The organism is Streptomyces lateritius, assembly GCF_014649715.1.
Classification (GTDB): domain Bacteria; phylum Actinomycetota; class Actinomycetes; order Streptomycetales; family Streptomycetaceae; genus Streptomyces; species Streptomyces lateritius.
Genome location: NZ_BMTO01000014.1, coordinates 89,454 through 102,290 on the forward strand (window position 1 = coordinate 89,454; position 12,837 = coordinate 102,290).

Sequence of the window (12,837 nt, forward strand, 5' to 3'; positions counted from 1 at the left end):
GGCGGCCGGCCCGGCAGCGGGTGGGCGCGGCACGGCACGGGGGAAGGAGCCGTACCGCACCCGGCCTGGCGGCACCGGCACGGGCCGGGGCGGCCAGGGGCCTTTACGGGCTCGCGCTTTCCACCTTCGCCCCGGCCGGCTCTTTCAGGAGCGGGGTCTTGTCCCGGGCGGGGAGGAGTGCGACCACCACTACCGCGGTGACTGCGGCGAGGGCGGCGCAGATCAGCGACACCGTGGACATGCCGGCCACGAAGGCCTCGCGTGCCGAGTCCGCGATGCCGCCTGACTGGGCAGCCGGGAGTTTGTCCGCGACCTGGATGGCTCCGGCCACGTTGTCCCGGATCGCTTCCCGAGCCTGTTCCGGCAGGGCGGCGGGGATGTCGTCCTCGACGTTGTCGCGGTAAGCGGAGTTGAGCGAGCTGCCGAGGACGGCGACACCCACCGAGGCGCCGATCTGGCGCATGCTGTTGGCCAGCGCGGATCCGGCGCCGACCTGGTCGGCGGGCAGAGAGCTGAGGATGGCATCCAGTGTGGTGGGCATGGTGAAGCCCAGCGCCAGGCCCATGACGGCCAGTGCCGTGCCGGTGACGGTGAAGTCGGTGTCGGGCTCGACGGTGGCCAGCAGCCCGAGCCCCGCGACCCACAGCACCATGCCGGTGGCGACGATGACCTTGGTGCCGATCTTCCCGACCAGACGGCCGCCGACCCCCGCCGCGACGATCAGCGCGCCGATCATCGGCAGCAGGTGGAGGCCGGTGTCCATGGCGTCCTTGCCCTGCACCTGCTGCAGGAACTGCGGTACCACGAACAGCACACCGAACAGGATGAACATCACCGCCGAGATCGCGACGCTGGACCACGTGTAGCGGGCGTTGCGGAAGAAGCCCAGGTCCACGAGTGGGTTGGAGGCCCTGCGCAGCCACACGCCCAGCAGTCCCAGCAGCACCAGGCCGCCGATCATGGTGATCAGCACGGTCGGGTCGTCCCAGCCGGCGTTGGGGACCTCGATGACGCCGTAGACGAACGCCGAGACGCCCAGCAGAGACAGGGCGGCGCCGACGAGGTCGAGCCGTTTGGCGTTCGGGTCGCGGGATTCCGGCACGAACACCAGCATGCCGATGACGGCGACGATGACGACGGGGATGTTGATGAGGAAGATCGAGCCCCACCAGAAGTTGTTCAACAGCCATCCGCCGGCCAGCGGGCCGAGGGGGAGTCCGAGGGCGAAGCCGGCGGTGGCGATGGCCATGGCCTTGGAGCGTTCCTCCTTCGGGAACATCAGCGGCACGATGGAGAGCGCGAGGGGGGTGATGGCGGCGGCGCCGGCGCCCATGACGACGCGGGCGAGGATCAGGCCGTCGGGGCTGTCGACTCCCAGCACCATCAAGGAGCCGATGCCGAACAGCAACAGTCCGCCGATCAGCACGAGTCGACGCCCGATGCGGTCGCCGAGCACGCCCAGCGGCAGCAACAGACCGGCGAAGGGAAGGGTGTAGCCGTCGGTGAACCACTGCAGCTCTGTGGTCGTCGCCTCGAGCTCCGTGGCCAGCGTCGGCAGCGCCACCGTCAGGATCGTCGCGTCCAGGCCGACGATCATCAGGCCGAAGACGGGCGCGGCCAGAGCCAGCCAGCGGTTGCGTGCGAGCCCGGCGTTTCCGGGCGATGATGGATCAGTTACGGTGGTGCCGGGCATTGCCATGGATGCTCCTCAGCAGGGCGCAAAAGAAGAAGACGACTGGGTGCCGGGCCGTCTGCCCGGCCGGGTCAGAGCCACCGATCGGGCACGATCGGACGTGGCTCGCGGCGCGCGGGCGCGCTGGGAAACCCCCTGAGCTGTCCCGTCTCGCTCAGGGGGCCGATGCACACAATCCCCCTTGTGAAGTTGTGCGGGCGTTCACGGCCCGCCTGCCTGTAAGAGACAGTGGTGTCAGGTCAGTTGCGGCAGGCGCACCCCGGGGCGCAGCCGCAGGCATCCGTCCCGTCCGCGGGCTTGGTGTCTGCCGACAACGTGCTCGGACCGGCCGGCGCGCAGCAGCCTTCGCCCCGCCACGCTTCCCGGCCTTCCTTCACCGCGATGGCCGCTATGACGAGCGCGGCAATGGGGTCCGCCCAAGACCAGCCGAGGGCCGCGTTGGCGACCAGGCCCACCAGCAGAACAGCCGACAGGTAGGTGCACAGCAGAGTCTGCTTGGAGTCGGCGAGCGCCGAGGCGGACCCCAACTCTCGGCCCGCGCGCCGCTGCGCGGCGGAGAGGAACGGCATGACGGCCAGCGACAGGGATGCCAGCACGATGCCGGGGACCGACGAGTCCGCCTCTCCGGTGCCGATCAGGGCGCGTATCGCGTCCGCACTCACGAAAGCGGCGAGTGCGAAGAACGACACCGCTATGATCCGCAGCGCGTTCTTCTCCCGCGCTTCGCGCACGGCGTGCTCGCGGGCCGAGAACTGCCAGGCCACCGCGGCCGCCGACGACACCTCGATGATCGAGTCCAGTCCGAAGCCCACCAGCGCGGAGGACGACGCGATCGTTCCCGCGGTGAGAGCGACGATCGCCTCGACCACGTTGTAGGCGATGGTGGCGGCGACGAGCAGTCGTATGCGGCGGGCCAGGACCTCGCGGCGCGCGGGGACCGGGCCGAGTAACACCCCTGCGGCCATCAGCAACAGCCCTTCTCCGCGGCGTCCGGGCAGGTGACGTCCTCAGCAACGGCGACCACGGCCTGCCGCAGGTCGTCCAGTGCGTGCCCCAGGCGGGGGTCCGCGAGCTCGTAGCGGGTACGGCGGCCCTCGGGCACGGCCACGACCAACCCGCAATCGCGCAGACAGGCCAGATGATTCGACAGGCGCGTGCGGGAAACACCGATGGCGTCGGCCAGGTCTGACGGGTAGGCGGGAGCCGCACGCAGGGCGAGCAGCAGCCGGCAGCGGATCGGGTCGGCGAGTGCACGGCCGAACCGTGCCAGCACCTCGATGTCTTGCGCGAGATTCAGCACACCAGAGACGATACACAGGATGCTGAATTCAGGAAACCCTGTATCAATGGCCGCCGGCCTGTTGCGCGTACCTGGCCCCTGTCCTCGTGTCGAAGCGAGGCCGCAGCCATGTACTGCGTCAGTGGCCACCTCGCCACCGGACAAGAAGCTCTTCAGGCGGGCGCATCCGCCTCAGTGAGAGTCGACCACCCGGCCCGGCCCCCTTCAGCCACCTGTGGGCGCCCCCGATGGCACAGAAGCATGCGCACCCGCTTGTGTGGGCTTCGGGCGGGCATACGGACTCCGACCCTTCTTGGAGAGGAGCTTGTTCATGCTCGGCATAGTGGCTGCGGTGCTGTTCTTCATCGCTTGGCTGATCAATGCGGCGGACATCGGCACCAACGACGTGTTCTCTTCGACGAATGTGATGCTGCTCGGGTTGACCGCCCTGGCCCTCCACGTGGCGGGCATCGGTGCCGGACGGAGTGTCAGGCGGCGACCCTGACCCGGCGGCGTGCTGGTGGGTCAGGCGGATGGCGCAGTCGACGCTGATGCCGGTATGCCCTCGATGAACTGCCGCCTGTCGATATCCGTGGCCGCCCCGGCTTCTGCCTCTGGGGAACAGGGCTCCAGCCGGGGCCATTGCGTAACTGGCAGGTTTTCACGGGAAGCCTCGTCGGCCCCTGAAAGGGACGTCGGCGCCGCGCGCCCCGAGCTGAACGCCATCGCCGCAGCCGCTCGTACCACCGCAGTCCTGCTCGCCCGATGATGGGCAACCCGAGCGGTCCGAGACGCCACTGGTGCCAGCGTCGCCAGAACTCCCTGGCGACGCACCACAGCCCCGTCCACCAGCGTGTACACCGCTCACGGCCGCGTGGCCGCTCTGCACGCGTCGTTCCTGGATCCGGCCCTTCGAGGGAACGCCCACATGGAGCAGTAGCAGTCCTCGAACAAGCTCACCTCCCGGTAGCTCCGCCGCGGCGACCGCCGGCACGGGTGGGAACCAGGGGCCACCTCGGGCTCCTTGGCTCCTCAAGGGCCACGGCGGCGACGACAGCGCCTTGCCCAGGCAAGCCCTGGGCACACCGTCAACCGGACGACCGCGACATCCGGGGCGGGTATCACTCCGTGGACTGGGCACACGAGACCTCATGCACGGACAACATGCGCGCCCCCCAAGCGGCACTCCGTTCGGCTGGGCCGCCGTAGCCCAGACATCGCCGTCCGGCCCTGCCGGCGCCAAACACTCACGACGAGGCAGGGTCACCGCCCGTCTCCGCCGCCGACTCCTCGCTTACCGGGCGATCGAGTTCTTGTCCACGCACATCCCGGACGACCCCGGCCCGGGCGAGGAATGCCTGCTCCTCGTCCACATCCGCCAGATCGTCGGCCGGGTCCACTACCGGATGTGCCCTGAGTGCGCCCAAGGCGTCATCACCGCCGTCGCCATCGACGAGCGCTTCCACAGCACCGGTCTGGGCACCCGGGCACTTTCTCACCTGCGTTCCCGCCATCCGGGAATCGCCTGGCACAGCACTCTGAGCAGGCGCGCCACACGTGATCTCTTGCGCCGCATGCGTATTCCCACGATCACCTCGCCACCCTGTCCTCACACAGGCAGGCCCCTGTCTGATCCGGCACCCGCCACCGTCTGACCGGCCGCCTCCGCCACCCTTGACACCGCCTTGTCAGCGATCTTGGAGGTGGTGGGCCTCCGGACCAGGGTCCTCGACCCCGGCTGACTGCCGGCGACCCGACCGCCATCCCTGCCCGCCCCACACTTACAGATGAGACAGGGCGAACGCCGACAGAAAACCGACCACGGTCACCAGCCCGGTCAACAGGTGCACCTTGCCGTAAGCCTCAGGGATCATCGTGTCCGCGATCATCGCCAGGATCGCGCCGCCGGCTACTGCCGTGATCACCGCCATCACCGCCGCGGACGCCCCGCCCAGCAACGCGTAGCCCGCCAGCGCGGCCAGACCGCTGATCACGGCGATGCTTCCCCACAAAGCGAACACGTACCTGCGGCTGCGCCCAGCACTGCGCATCCCGGCGGCACTCGCAAGGCCCTCGGGCAGGTTGCTGATGAACACCGCCCCTACCGTCGCCACACCGAGCTGCCCGCCCCCCAGCAAACTCGTTCCGATGACCACCGACTCCGGAATGCCGTCCAGCAGCGCCCCCAGCGCGATGGCGTTCCCAGAGCCCGGCGCCTCGGCCTCGGACGGCTGCTGCTCCCCGGAGCGCTTACGATGCTGGGCGCCGCGGCGCGCCAAGAGCGCGTTGGCACCCGAGTACACGGCCGCACCGCCGACCGCCCCGGCCACCACCGGCCACATCCCGGAACGCTCGTACGCCTCAGCGATCAGCTCGAACGACACCGCGGCCATCAGCACGCCACTGCCGAATGCCATCACCAGGGCGATCAGCCGTGGCGGGACCCGCACCAACGAGCCGACAGCAGCACCCACCAGCAAAGCCGCGCCCGCGAACAGACCCCACCCGCCCGCAACCAACGCTCCCGCCACAACCGCCCCTTTCAACGCTGCTGACAGATGCACATCGCCTACCCGCCTAACAAGAGAACACCGAGGGCTCGGCGCCGCGAAAGACGCCACATCCGCTGCGGGCCTTTCCTCATTCCCGGATCGAAGACACGAGCGACGGTTGCCGACGCGGGGCGGCAGGCAGCAGATCAACTACGCTTCGGGGCCCTGCTGGGGGTCACGCGACATACAGGTGCGCGCCGGCACCATGCACACCGAGCAGCGGCGTGGCGTCGTCCTCCGCGAGATCCGCGACATTGGCTCTCCAGGGGCAGGCCGATCGCTTCCCGGACTACGTCGCCCAGGGCCCGACTGCCCTGGTGCCGGCCGTCGCGGACCACGGGAGGGAGGCGGCCCGCGACGTGCTGAAAGAGGCGGGCGAGACGCCCCACGGCCACGGGTACCGGCCGCGGTGCCGACCGTGACGCCGACGACGGGAACGGTGAGGCCATCCTCTCGTGTGCGGTGAGCAGAATCACGACCTGCCGTCTTGTCCCACCCCGCGCCCGCTTTCGCCGCTTTCGCCGAACGACCACGTCAGACCAGCACAAGTAGCCGCACAGCAATGCACTCAGCGGACTCAGCGGGACTCGGATCGGGCAGGGCTAGGGCCTGTCCGATGGGTCGTGTGAGCTGGTCAGGGCCGTGGCCTAGTGTTTGCTGCTGAACGAAGGGGGTCGCTTGTCACGCGATACGGCCGAAGCAGAGGCGGGGATGAAGGGGATCACGTTTCCTGCCTGGCACGGAACGCACTATGTGACTCTGGCTGAGCTACTGGTCAGCCTCGGCAGCTTCGGTCTGGACCTGAAGTGGCGCGTCGAATTCGACGAGATCGTCGATCCTCGCTGCGTCGAGATGGAGAGACAGTCTGCCGGCAAGGGCATGGACACCTTGACGCTGTTGTCGCTGACGACCCCCTTCCTCCAATTGATCGACGCCGAAGCACGTGGGTTCACCGAGGACAAGCTGGTGGTCGTCCTGACCGAAGTAGACAGCTCGTTGTGGGACGTCAGGGCTGTCGACGAGCGCGTACTCAGCGAACTTCGCCACCACTATCCGGGTGCAACGGACCTCTGAACGGGGCGTTTCACGCCGGGCGGAGCCATAAGCGGATCGAGGCCACGGTGACCGTCCCGTGGAAGACGTAGGCCCTCTTGTCGTAGCGCGTGGCGATGGCTCGGAAGTTCTTGAGCCGGTTGATGGTCCGCTCTATTCCGTTGCGGCGGCGGTAGACCGTCTTGTCGAACCCGGTGGGTCGGCCGCCTCGGCTGCCACGGCGCTGACGGTTGGCCCGCTGGTCTCTCGGCTCGGGATCGTGTGCTTGATCTGGCGTCTGCGCAGATGACGCCGGTTGCGGCGTGACGAGTACGCCTTATCGCCCCCGACACGGTCTGGCCGGGTGCGCGGGCGTCCACCAGCCCGCCGGGGCACGCGGATCTCTTCCAGCACGGGAATCATCTGTGGTGCGTCTGCCCACTGGCCGGGCGTGATCACAAACCCGAGCGGGCGGCACCCGCCTTCCCCGGCAAGGTGAATATTGCAGGTGAGCCCGCCTCGCGAGCGTCCCAGGGCCTCATCAGAACGGTGACGCGCTGGTCTCCTTCGCCGACCCGGAGACTTCGGGGCACGAGTGGAGGCGCCAGCCGCGTGCTGATGAGCGCGGCAAGTCGTGGAATCGACGCTGACCATGCTTCAGTCGATCCGGTCCTCGGCATCGGCATCGGCCTGGACAGCCCGCAGAATCCTCTCCCACGTGCCGTCCGCCGCCACCTTCGATGACGGTCGTGAACCGTCTTCCAACTGCCGAAGCGGGACGGCACGGCCCGGCAGGGGAGACCGGTCCGCTGCCGGAACAGAATCCCGTTGACCACACGACAGTGACATTGCCGGCGTCCACCTCGCCCGCGATTCACCGGCAAGTGCGGCTCCGGCCGAGCCCACTCTTCATCCGAAAGATCTCCCCGCCCCATGTCCCCCGAAACGAGTCCCCTGCGGGAGCGTCACACGACCCGTCGGACACGACCTAGTCGATCCGCTCGACGACGAAGAGGGGAATCTCCCGGTCGGTTTTGCGCTGGTAGTCCGCGTAATCAGGGAAGGCGTCGACGGCTCGCTCCCACCACGCTTGTCGCTCCTCGCCAGTGGCCAGACGGGCCTTCATGTCCCAGACCTCCGGACCGTCTCGCAGCTCGACGAGAGGGGAGGCGACCAGATTGTGGTACCAGACAGGATGCTTCACCGCGCCCCCGTTCGAAGCGACAAGCGCGTAAGCCCCGTCGTGCTCCACCCGCATGAGCGGTGTCTTACGGACCTTGCCGCTCCTCGCGCCGACACTCGTCACCAGGACGACGGGAAGGCCTCGCATCGTCGTTCCCTGCGTTCCACCCGACGATTCGTACAGCTCGACCTGGTCCCGCACCCACTTCGACGGACTGGGCTCGTACACACCTTCGATGGGCATGAGGAATGCCCCTCCCTGAATCTGTCAACGCCGACTCCCATGACGCTATCCGACAACCCCGTCGAATACCGTCTCCACGCCCCTACCGCAGAGGCGACCATCCCCGCGGGGCGGGGGGAGGGCGGCGCGAGGATCACGGCCGGCGTCTCGCCGGGACCATCCCCCGCGCGTTCCAGCGTGGAGCATCGCGAAGAGGACGGCGGCACGCCGTCTGGCGAGGCAGAGCAGGGCCTGTGTAGGCGATCTTCTTGGGCGCAGGAAGCCCGCCATGCCGGGTCGCCCGAGGCCACGAACGCGGAGACGGGTAAGCCCGTGCGGGCTCCTCCATCACGCTTTCATCCGGCCTTGCCAGGAAGTCGGTCTCCCGCGCTGGGCAGCCAAGGCAAACCGCGGAGCCGGCGGAACGGCCCGTGTCCCCGACCGGGGCCGGTAGGAGACGCTGCCCACCGGCCGGCAAGCGGTCAACCGCTCCCAGGTCAAGATCCGCACCCTCGCCGGACAGGCCTCGCCCTCAAGTCCTGGTGACTTCTGCATGAGCTCCGCTGCGTGGTGTGTTCAAGCTGTGTCGTCGAGCCCCTCGAAGCCCTCCACGTACGCCATACCGCTGAGGGGTGCCGCGAGCTTCCCGAAGCCCCGCTCGACGCGGTACCGCACAGCCCGTCACTCGATGCCGGTGTCGCCGAGGGCCTCCAGCAGCTGGCGCAGGCCGTCGCCCGTCTTCGTGATCAGGTCGCGGTCCATGTCGGCGAGGAGTCGGGCGTAGTTTGCCAGGTGGTCGGTGAAGGCGGCTCGGGTGACGTCGTGGCCGTGGTCGGTGAGGCGGATCTTGATGGTGCGCCGGTCCTCCCCGTCGCGTACCCGCTCGACCAGGTTCTTGGCCTCCATCCGGTCGATGCGGTTGGTGATCGCGCCGGAGGTCACCATGGAAGCCTTGAGGAGGGCGCCGGCGGTGAGGGCGTAGGGCGGGCCCGAGCGCTGGAGCGTGGTGAGCACGTCGAACTCCCCGTACTCCACGCCGTGGGCGGCGGCCGCGGCCTTGGCGGACTTCTCGACGACTCGGGCCAGGCGCTGGACGCGCGCGAAGAGCTGCACGGGCCACAAATCCTGCGCCACGTCGGGGCGCTCCTTGACCCACTGACCGATGATCGCGTCCACGGCATCGCTCATCGCCGCACTCCTCTCAATGGACATCTTCTCAACGTTAAGAGACTTGACGCTGAGAGAGTCTGGCTGCTTTTATCTCAACGTTGAGATTATCAAGGCTGAATGACGGGAGCACCCCCACCATGTCCGGACTCGCCCTCCACCCCCTCGCCCAGGACCTCCTCTTCCGCGAGGCCCGCACCGCCAACACCTTCACCACCGAGCCGGTGACCGAGGAGCAGGTCCAGGCGATCTACGACCTCGTCAAGTACGCCCCCACCGCCTACAACCAGTCGCCGCTGCGGATCGTCCTGGTCCGCTCGGACGAGGCCCGAGGGCGGCTCCTGCGGCACATGGCCGAGGGCAACCAGCCGAAGACCGCCGCCGCCCCGCTCGTCGCGATCCTCGCCGCCGACAACGAGTTCCACGAGGAACTCCCCACGCTCCTCCCACACTTCCCGCAGGCCAAGGACCTGCTGTTCGCCGAGCGCCCGGTCCGTGAGGAGTCCGCCCTGCTCAACGCGACGCTCCAGGCGGCCTACTTCATCCTCGGCGTGCGCGCGGCCGGCCTGGCCGCAGGGCCGATGACCGGCTTCGACTTCCCGGGCGTGCAGAAGGAGTTCCTGGACGACGACCACACCCCGCTGATGGTCGTCAACATCGGCCGCCCCGGCGAGAAGCCCTGGTTCCCTCGCTCGCCGCGACTCGCCTACGACGAGGTCGTCACCACCGTCTGAGCGGCTCGCCGCCCACCATCACACACACCCGGCGTCCTGCCACCGGCCCCACCTCGCCCCCGCCCCCGCTCTCGCCCCTTCCCGACACCGGAGTCCGTTGTGTCCCTGCTCGACCGCGCCCGCACCCTCCATGCCACCGCTCCGGAACCGGGGCCACGCCACGTACCCGCCGTCTGGCTCGCGTTACTGGCGACCCCCCTCGCCGCGAGCGCCAACAGCCCCGTCCTGATCCTCCCCGACATGGCCGAGTCGTTCGGCGTCCGCACCGCCACGGCGACCTGGCTCGTCACCGTCTTCGCCTGGGCCGTCGCGGTCGGCACCCCCCTGATGGCGGGACTGCTGCGCCGCCGCGGCCTGGGCGCCACGCTCCGTCTGAGCGCGGTCCTGGTCGCGGCCGGCACCGCGGTCGTCGCCCTGGCGCCCTGGCTTCCGCTGGCCATGGCCGGCCGGGCGGCGCAGGCAATGGGCGGCGCCGGTCTGGTCACCGCCGCGATGAGTCTGGCGGGCTCTGTCCGCCGGATGGGCGTGATCACGGCGGGCTTCGGGATGCTCGGCGCGGTCGGGCCCCTGCTCGGCTCGGCGATCGCGGGCACGGCCTCCTGGCGGGTCTCCCTCGCCGTCGGAGCGGTCGCGCTCCTCGCCCTGCCGGCCGTCGCCCGCCGCGCCGACCTGTCCGTGCCACGACAGAGCACGCCGTTCGACGGCCGGGGCGCAGCCCTCCTGGTCCTGCTGGCCACGGCCCTCGTTCTCGTCCCGCGTTTCCCGCTCCCGGCGGTGAGCGCCTCCCTGGTGGCGGCCGTGCTGCTCGCCCTGCACATCCGGTCCCACCCCGCCGGCTTCGTCCCCTTGTCCCTGCTACGCACCAGGACGTTCGTCCTCTCCACCCTGCTCGCCTGCACCTTCGCGACCTCGTACTTCACGCTCCTCTTCACCGTCCCGCAGCTGCTGCACGACCGCACCGACTGGTCGACCTCCACGATCGGTACCGGTCAGCTGGTCGCCCTCCTCACCGGTTCCGTGCTCTCCATGGCGCTGGCCGCGGCCTCGGCGCGGCTGGGCCGCCCGCGGGTCCTGGCCATCCTGCTCACCGTCGGAGCCCTGGCGCCGCTCACCGCTGTGCTGACCCCCTGGCCGTCGCTGCTCCTGCCCGTCGCGACGCTGGCCGTGTTCACGACGAGCGCCGGCCAGGCCACGCTGGCGGTGCACGCGAGCCAAGCCGCACCCGTCTCCCAGCGCCCCACGGCGATCGGCCTGTTCAACCTGGGCTACCAGCTGGGCGGCGCGTTCGGCCCGGCCATCGCGGCCCTGATCGTCCTCGGCGGCTGACCCCCGACGCCCCGGGCCCGCCCGGGCGGCACGCCCACTCCCCGTACCGCATGCAGTCCCGCCCCGGACGACCCGCCCGCTCCCGCATCGCACGCAGCCCCGGTCCGGCCGGGCTGGGGCTGACCCAGGCGCTCCTGCGGTCGGTGGTACGCCGCCGAAGCCGGCGAGGACAAGCCCGACGGGTCGCCCCCCCCGCAGCGTGAGTGCCTCCCTTCCGGGCGTCGCCATCGCGGAAGCGCAGTCAGAACCAACTCGGACGCTCAGTCGCACCGACCGACAGTTGGCCACCACCCCGTTCTGACTGTCCAAGGCAGAGCCAGGCGCCTGTCTGAGCCTCAGCCGCTCGTCTCGGTTCGGTGACCCACGTCACACCCGGCTCCTGTCAGCAATGGGGGCGCCGTCTCGTTCAACGGGCACGCGAACGAGACAGGAGTAACGCCATGAAGCACCGCATCGTCGTACTCGGCGCCGGATACGCCGGGGCCTTCGCCGCCGGAAACCTGGCCCGCCGGCTCTCCCCTGCCGACACCGAGATCACCGTCGTCAACGCCGGGCCCGACTTCGTTGAGCGGATGCGGCTCCACCAGCTCGCAAGCGGCCAGGACCTCGCGTTCCGCAACCTCACCGGCGTATTCGAGGGCACCGGGGTGCGGCTGCGCCTGGCGCGCGTCACCGGCGTCGACCCCGAGCGCAGGACGGTCGCCGTGACCGGCGAGGGCGGCGAGGGCGGCGACGGCGAGCTCGCGTACGACACGCTTCTCTACACGCTCGGCAGCTCCGTAGCCCACCACGGCGTCCCCGGCGTGGCCGAGTACGCCTTCCATGTGACCGGCCTGTCCTCGGCGCTGCGTCTGCGTGAGCGCCTGGCCGGCCTGGGCGAGGGCGGCACCGTGCTGGTCGTCGGTGAGGGGCTGACCGGCATTGAGACCGCCACCGAGTTCGCCGAGTCCCGGCCCGACCTCTCGGTCGCGCTGGCCGCCCGCGGCGAGCTGGGCGCCTGGCTCTCCCCGAAGGCCCGCCGTCACCTGCGCCAGGCCTTCGACCGGCTCGGCATCACTGTCCACGAGCACACCGGCATCGAAGCCGTCGAGCCGGCACGGGCGATCGCCGCTGACGGTACGTCCATCCCGGCCGACGTGACTGTGTGGTCGGCCGGGTTCGCCGTGCACCCCATCGCGGCCGCCAGCGGCCTGGAGGTCGCCGAGACCGGCCAGATCGTCGTCGACCGCACCATGCGCTCGGTCTCCCACCCGGACGTCTACGCCGCCGGTGACTGCGCCTACGCGATCGGCGAGAACGGGCGGCCGCTGCCGATGTCCTGCGCCTCGGCGGGCTTCACCAACATGCAGGCGACCGCGGCGATCATCGCGCGTCTGACGGACAGTGAGGTCCCGACCATCGGGCTGAAGTACCACGGAAACCACATCAGCCTCGGGCGGCGGGACGCGATCTTCCAGATGGTGGACGGGGAGGTCCGGGCGAAGTCCTGGTACCTGGGTGGCCGGACCGCCGCGCGGCTCAAGGCGGGCGTGCTCAAGGCCGCCGGGTGGGGCATCGCCCACCCGACTTTCGGCATACCGAAGCACAAGCGTCGCCTGGCCGCCGCGCCCGGCCCGGCCGGTGTCGGGTTCGCCGCATAGGCTGCTCCG

At 69.8% G+C, this 12,837-nt stretch carries 12 protein-coding genes and 1 pseudogene; 5 read left to right on the top strand and 8 right to left on the bottom strand.

Annotated elements, in window-relative coordinates; genetic code table 11:
* Nucleotides 1-103: 103 nt before the first annotated feature.
* The 3 genes from IE136_RS26175 to IE136_RS26185 all read right to left on the bottom strand — a co-directional run bounded on the left by IE136_RS26175 (nucleotide 104) and on the right by IE136_RS26185 (nucleotide 2,993).
* Nucleotides 104-1,699 carry a DHA2 family efflux MFS transporter permease subunit gene (locus IE136_RS26175; RefSeq protein WP_189601570.1) on the bottom strand — a complete coding sequence of 532 codons (1,596 nt, stop codon included), beginning with the start codon at nucleotides 1,697-1,699 and terminating at the stop codon, nucleotides 104-106.
* A gap of 233 nt (nucleotides 1,700-1,932) precedes the next feature.
* Nucleotides 1,933-2,658 carry a cation efflux transmembrane domain-containing protein gene (locus IE136_RS26180; protein WP_189601571.1) on the bottom strand — a complete coding sequence of 242 codons (726 nt, stop codon included), beginning with the start codon at nucleotides 2,656-2,658 and terminating at the stop codon, nucleotides 1,933-1,935.
* Nucleotides 2,658-2,993: an ArsR/SmtB family transcription factor gene (locus IE136_RS26185; RefSeq protein WP_158983842.1), complete on the bottom strand. Its 336-nt coding sequence runs from the start codon at nucleotides 2,991-2,993 to the stop codon at nucleotides 2,658-2,660. The genes IE136_RS26180 and IE136_RS26185 overlap by 1 nt, the downstream gene beginning before the upstream one ends.
* A 310-nt stretch (nucleotides 2,994-3,303) precedes the next feature.
* Between IE136_RS26185 and IE136_RS26190 the strand changes: the two genes are divergently transcribed.
* Complete coding sequence (locus IE136_RS26190; RefSeq protein WP_189601572.1) at nucleotides 3,304-3,477, top strand: hypothetical protein; 174 nt, start codon at nucleotides 3,304-3,306, stop codon at nucleotides 3,475-3,477.
* A 742-nt stretch (nucleotides 3,478-4,219) separates the two neighbouring features.
* Here IE136_RS26190 and IE136_RS26195 read toward each other — a convergent pair.
* Nucleotides 4,220-4,438, bottom strand: a complete 219-nt coding sequence (locus tag IE136_RS26195) for a hypothetical protein (protein WP_158983840.1) — start codon at nucleotides 4,436-4,438, stop codon at nucleotides 4,220-4,222.
* 315 nt (nucleotides 4,439-4,753) lie between these two features.
* Nucleotides 4,754-5,503, bottom strand: coding sequence for a ZIP family metal transporter (locus IE136_RS26200; protein ID WP_158983838.1), 750 nt, complete (start codon nucleotides 5,501-5,503; stop codon nucleotides 4,754-4,756).
* Between the two features lie 732 nt (nucleotides 5,504-6,235).
* Here IE136_RS26200 and IE136_RS26205 point away from each other — a divergent pair.
* Nucleotides 6,236-6,598 carry a hypothetical protein gene (locus IE136_RS26205; RefSeq protein WP_189601573.1) on the top strand — a complete coding sequence of 121 codons (363 nt, stop codon included), beginning with the start codon at nucleotides 6,236-6,238 and terminating at the stop codon, nucleotides 6,596-6,598.
* A 10-nt stretch (nucleotides 6,599-6,608) separates the two neighbouring features.
* On the opposite strand, the pseudogene IE136_RS26210 reads toward IE136_RS26205, so the two are convergent.
* The 3 genes and pseudogenes from IE136_RS26210 to IE136_RS26220 form a co-directional block, all read right to left on the bottom strand.
* Nucleotides 6,609-7,491: pseudogene (locus IE136_RS26210) on the bottom strand (IS5 family transposase).
* A 53-nt stretch (nucleotides 7,492-7,544) separates the two neighbouring features.
* The gene (locus tag IE136_RS26215; protein ID WP_158983836.1) at nucleotides 7,545-7,982 is read right to left on the bottom strand and encodes a nitroreductase family deazaflavin-dependent oxidoreductase; all 438 of its coding nucleotides are present in this window, start codon (nucleotides 7,980-7,982) and stop codon (nucleotides 7,545-7,547) included.
* A 660-nt stretch (nucleotides 7,983-8,642) separates the two neighbouring features.
* Nucleotides 8,643-9,149, bottom strand: a complete 507-nt coding sequence (locus IE136_RS26220; RefSeq protein WP_189601574.1) for a MarR family winged helix-turn-helix transcriptional regulator — start codon at nucleotides 9,147-9,149, stop codon at nucleotides 8,643-8,645.
* A gap of 119 nt (nucleotides 9,150-9,268) precedes the next feature.
* Here IE136_RS26220 and IE136_RS26225 point away from each other — a divergent pair, with 119 nt between their 5' ends.
* The 3 genes from IE136_RS26225 (at nucleotide 9,269) to IE136_RS26235 (ending at nucleotide 12,828) form a co-directional block, all read left to right on the top strand.
* A complete protein-coding gene (locus tag IE136_RS26225; RefSeq protein WP_158983832.1) occupies nucleotides 9,269-9,862 on the top strand; it encodes a malonic semialdehyde reductase in 594 nt (197 codons plus the stop codon).
* 99 nt (nucleotides 9,863-9,961) lie between these two features.
* On the top strand, nucleotides 9,962-11,188 hold the full coding sequence (locus IE136_RS26230) for an MFS transporter (protein WP_189601575.1): 1,227 nt from the start codon (nucleotides 9,962-9,964) through the stop codon (nucleotides 11,186-11,188).
* 440 nt (nucleotides 11,189-11,628) lie between these two features.
* On the top strand, nucleotides 11,629-12,828 hold the full coding sequence (locus IE136_RS26235; protein WP_189601576.1) for an NAD(P)/FAD-dependent oxidoreductase: 1,200 nt from the start codon (nucleotides 11,629-11,631) through the stop codon (nucleotides 12,826-12,828).
* Nucleotides 12,829-12,837 lie beyond the last annotated feature (9 nt).

What these genes read in the sequence shown, in the direction of transcription:
- IE136_RS26205 (WP_189601573.1), top strand. Translation starts at nt 6,236, where the DNA reads ATGAAGGGGATCACGTTTCCTGCCTGGCACGGAACGCACTATGTGACT.
- IE136_RS26220 (WP_189601574.1), bottom strand. Translation starts at nt 9,149, where the DNA reads ATGAGCGATGCCGTGGACGCGATCATCGGTCAGTGGGTCAAGGAGCGC.
- IE136_RS26225 (WP_158983832.1), top strand. Translation starts at nt 9,269, where the DNA reads ATGTCCGGACTCGCCCTCCACCCCCTCGCCCAGGACCTCCTCTTCCGC.
- IE136_RS26190 (WP_189601572.1), top strand. Translation starts at nt 3,304, where the DNA reads ATGCTCGGCATAGTGGCTGCGGTGCTGTTCTTCATCGCTTGGCTGATC.
- IE136_RS26175 (WP_189601570.1), bottom strand. Translation starts at nt 1,699, where the DNA reads ATGGCAATGCCCGGCACCACCGTAACTGATCCATCATCGCCCGGAAAC.
- IE136_RS26215 (WP_158983836.1), bottom strand. Translation starts at nt 7,982, where the DNA reads ATGCCCATCGAAGGTGTGTACGAGCCCAGTCCGTCGAAGTGGGTGCGG.
- IE136_RS26180 (WP_189601571.1), bottom strand. Translation starts at nt 2,658, where the DNA reads ATGGCCGCAGGGGTGTTACTCGGCCCGGTCCCCGCGCGCCGCGAGGTC.
- IE136_RS26235 (WP_189601576.1), top strand. Translation starts at nt 11,629, where the DNA reads ATGAAGCACCGCATCGTCGTACTCGGCGCCGGATACGCCGGGGCCTTC.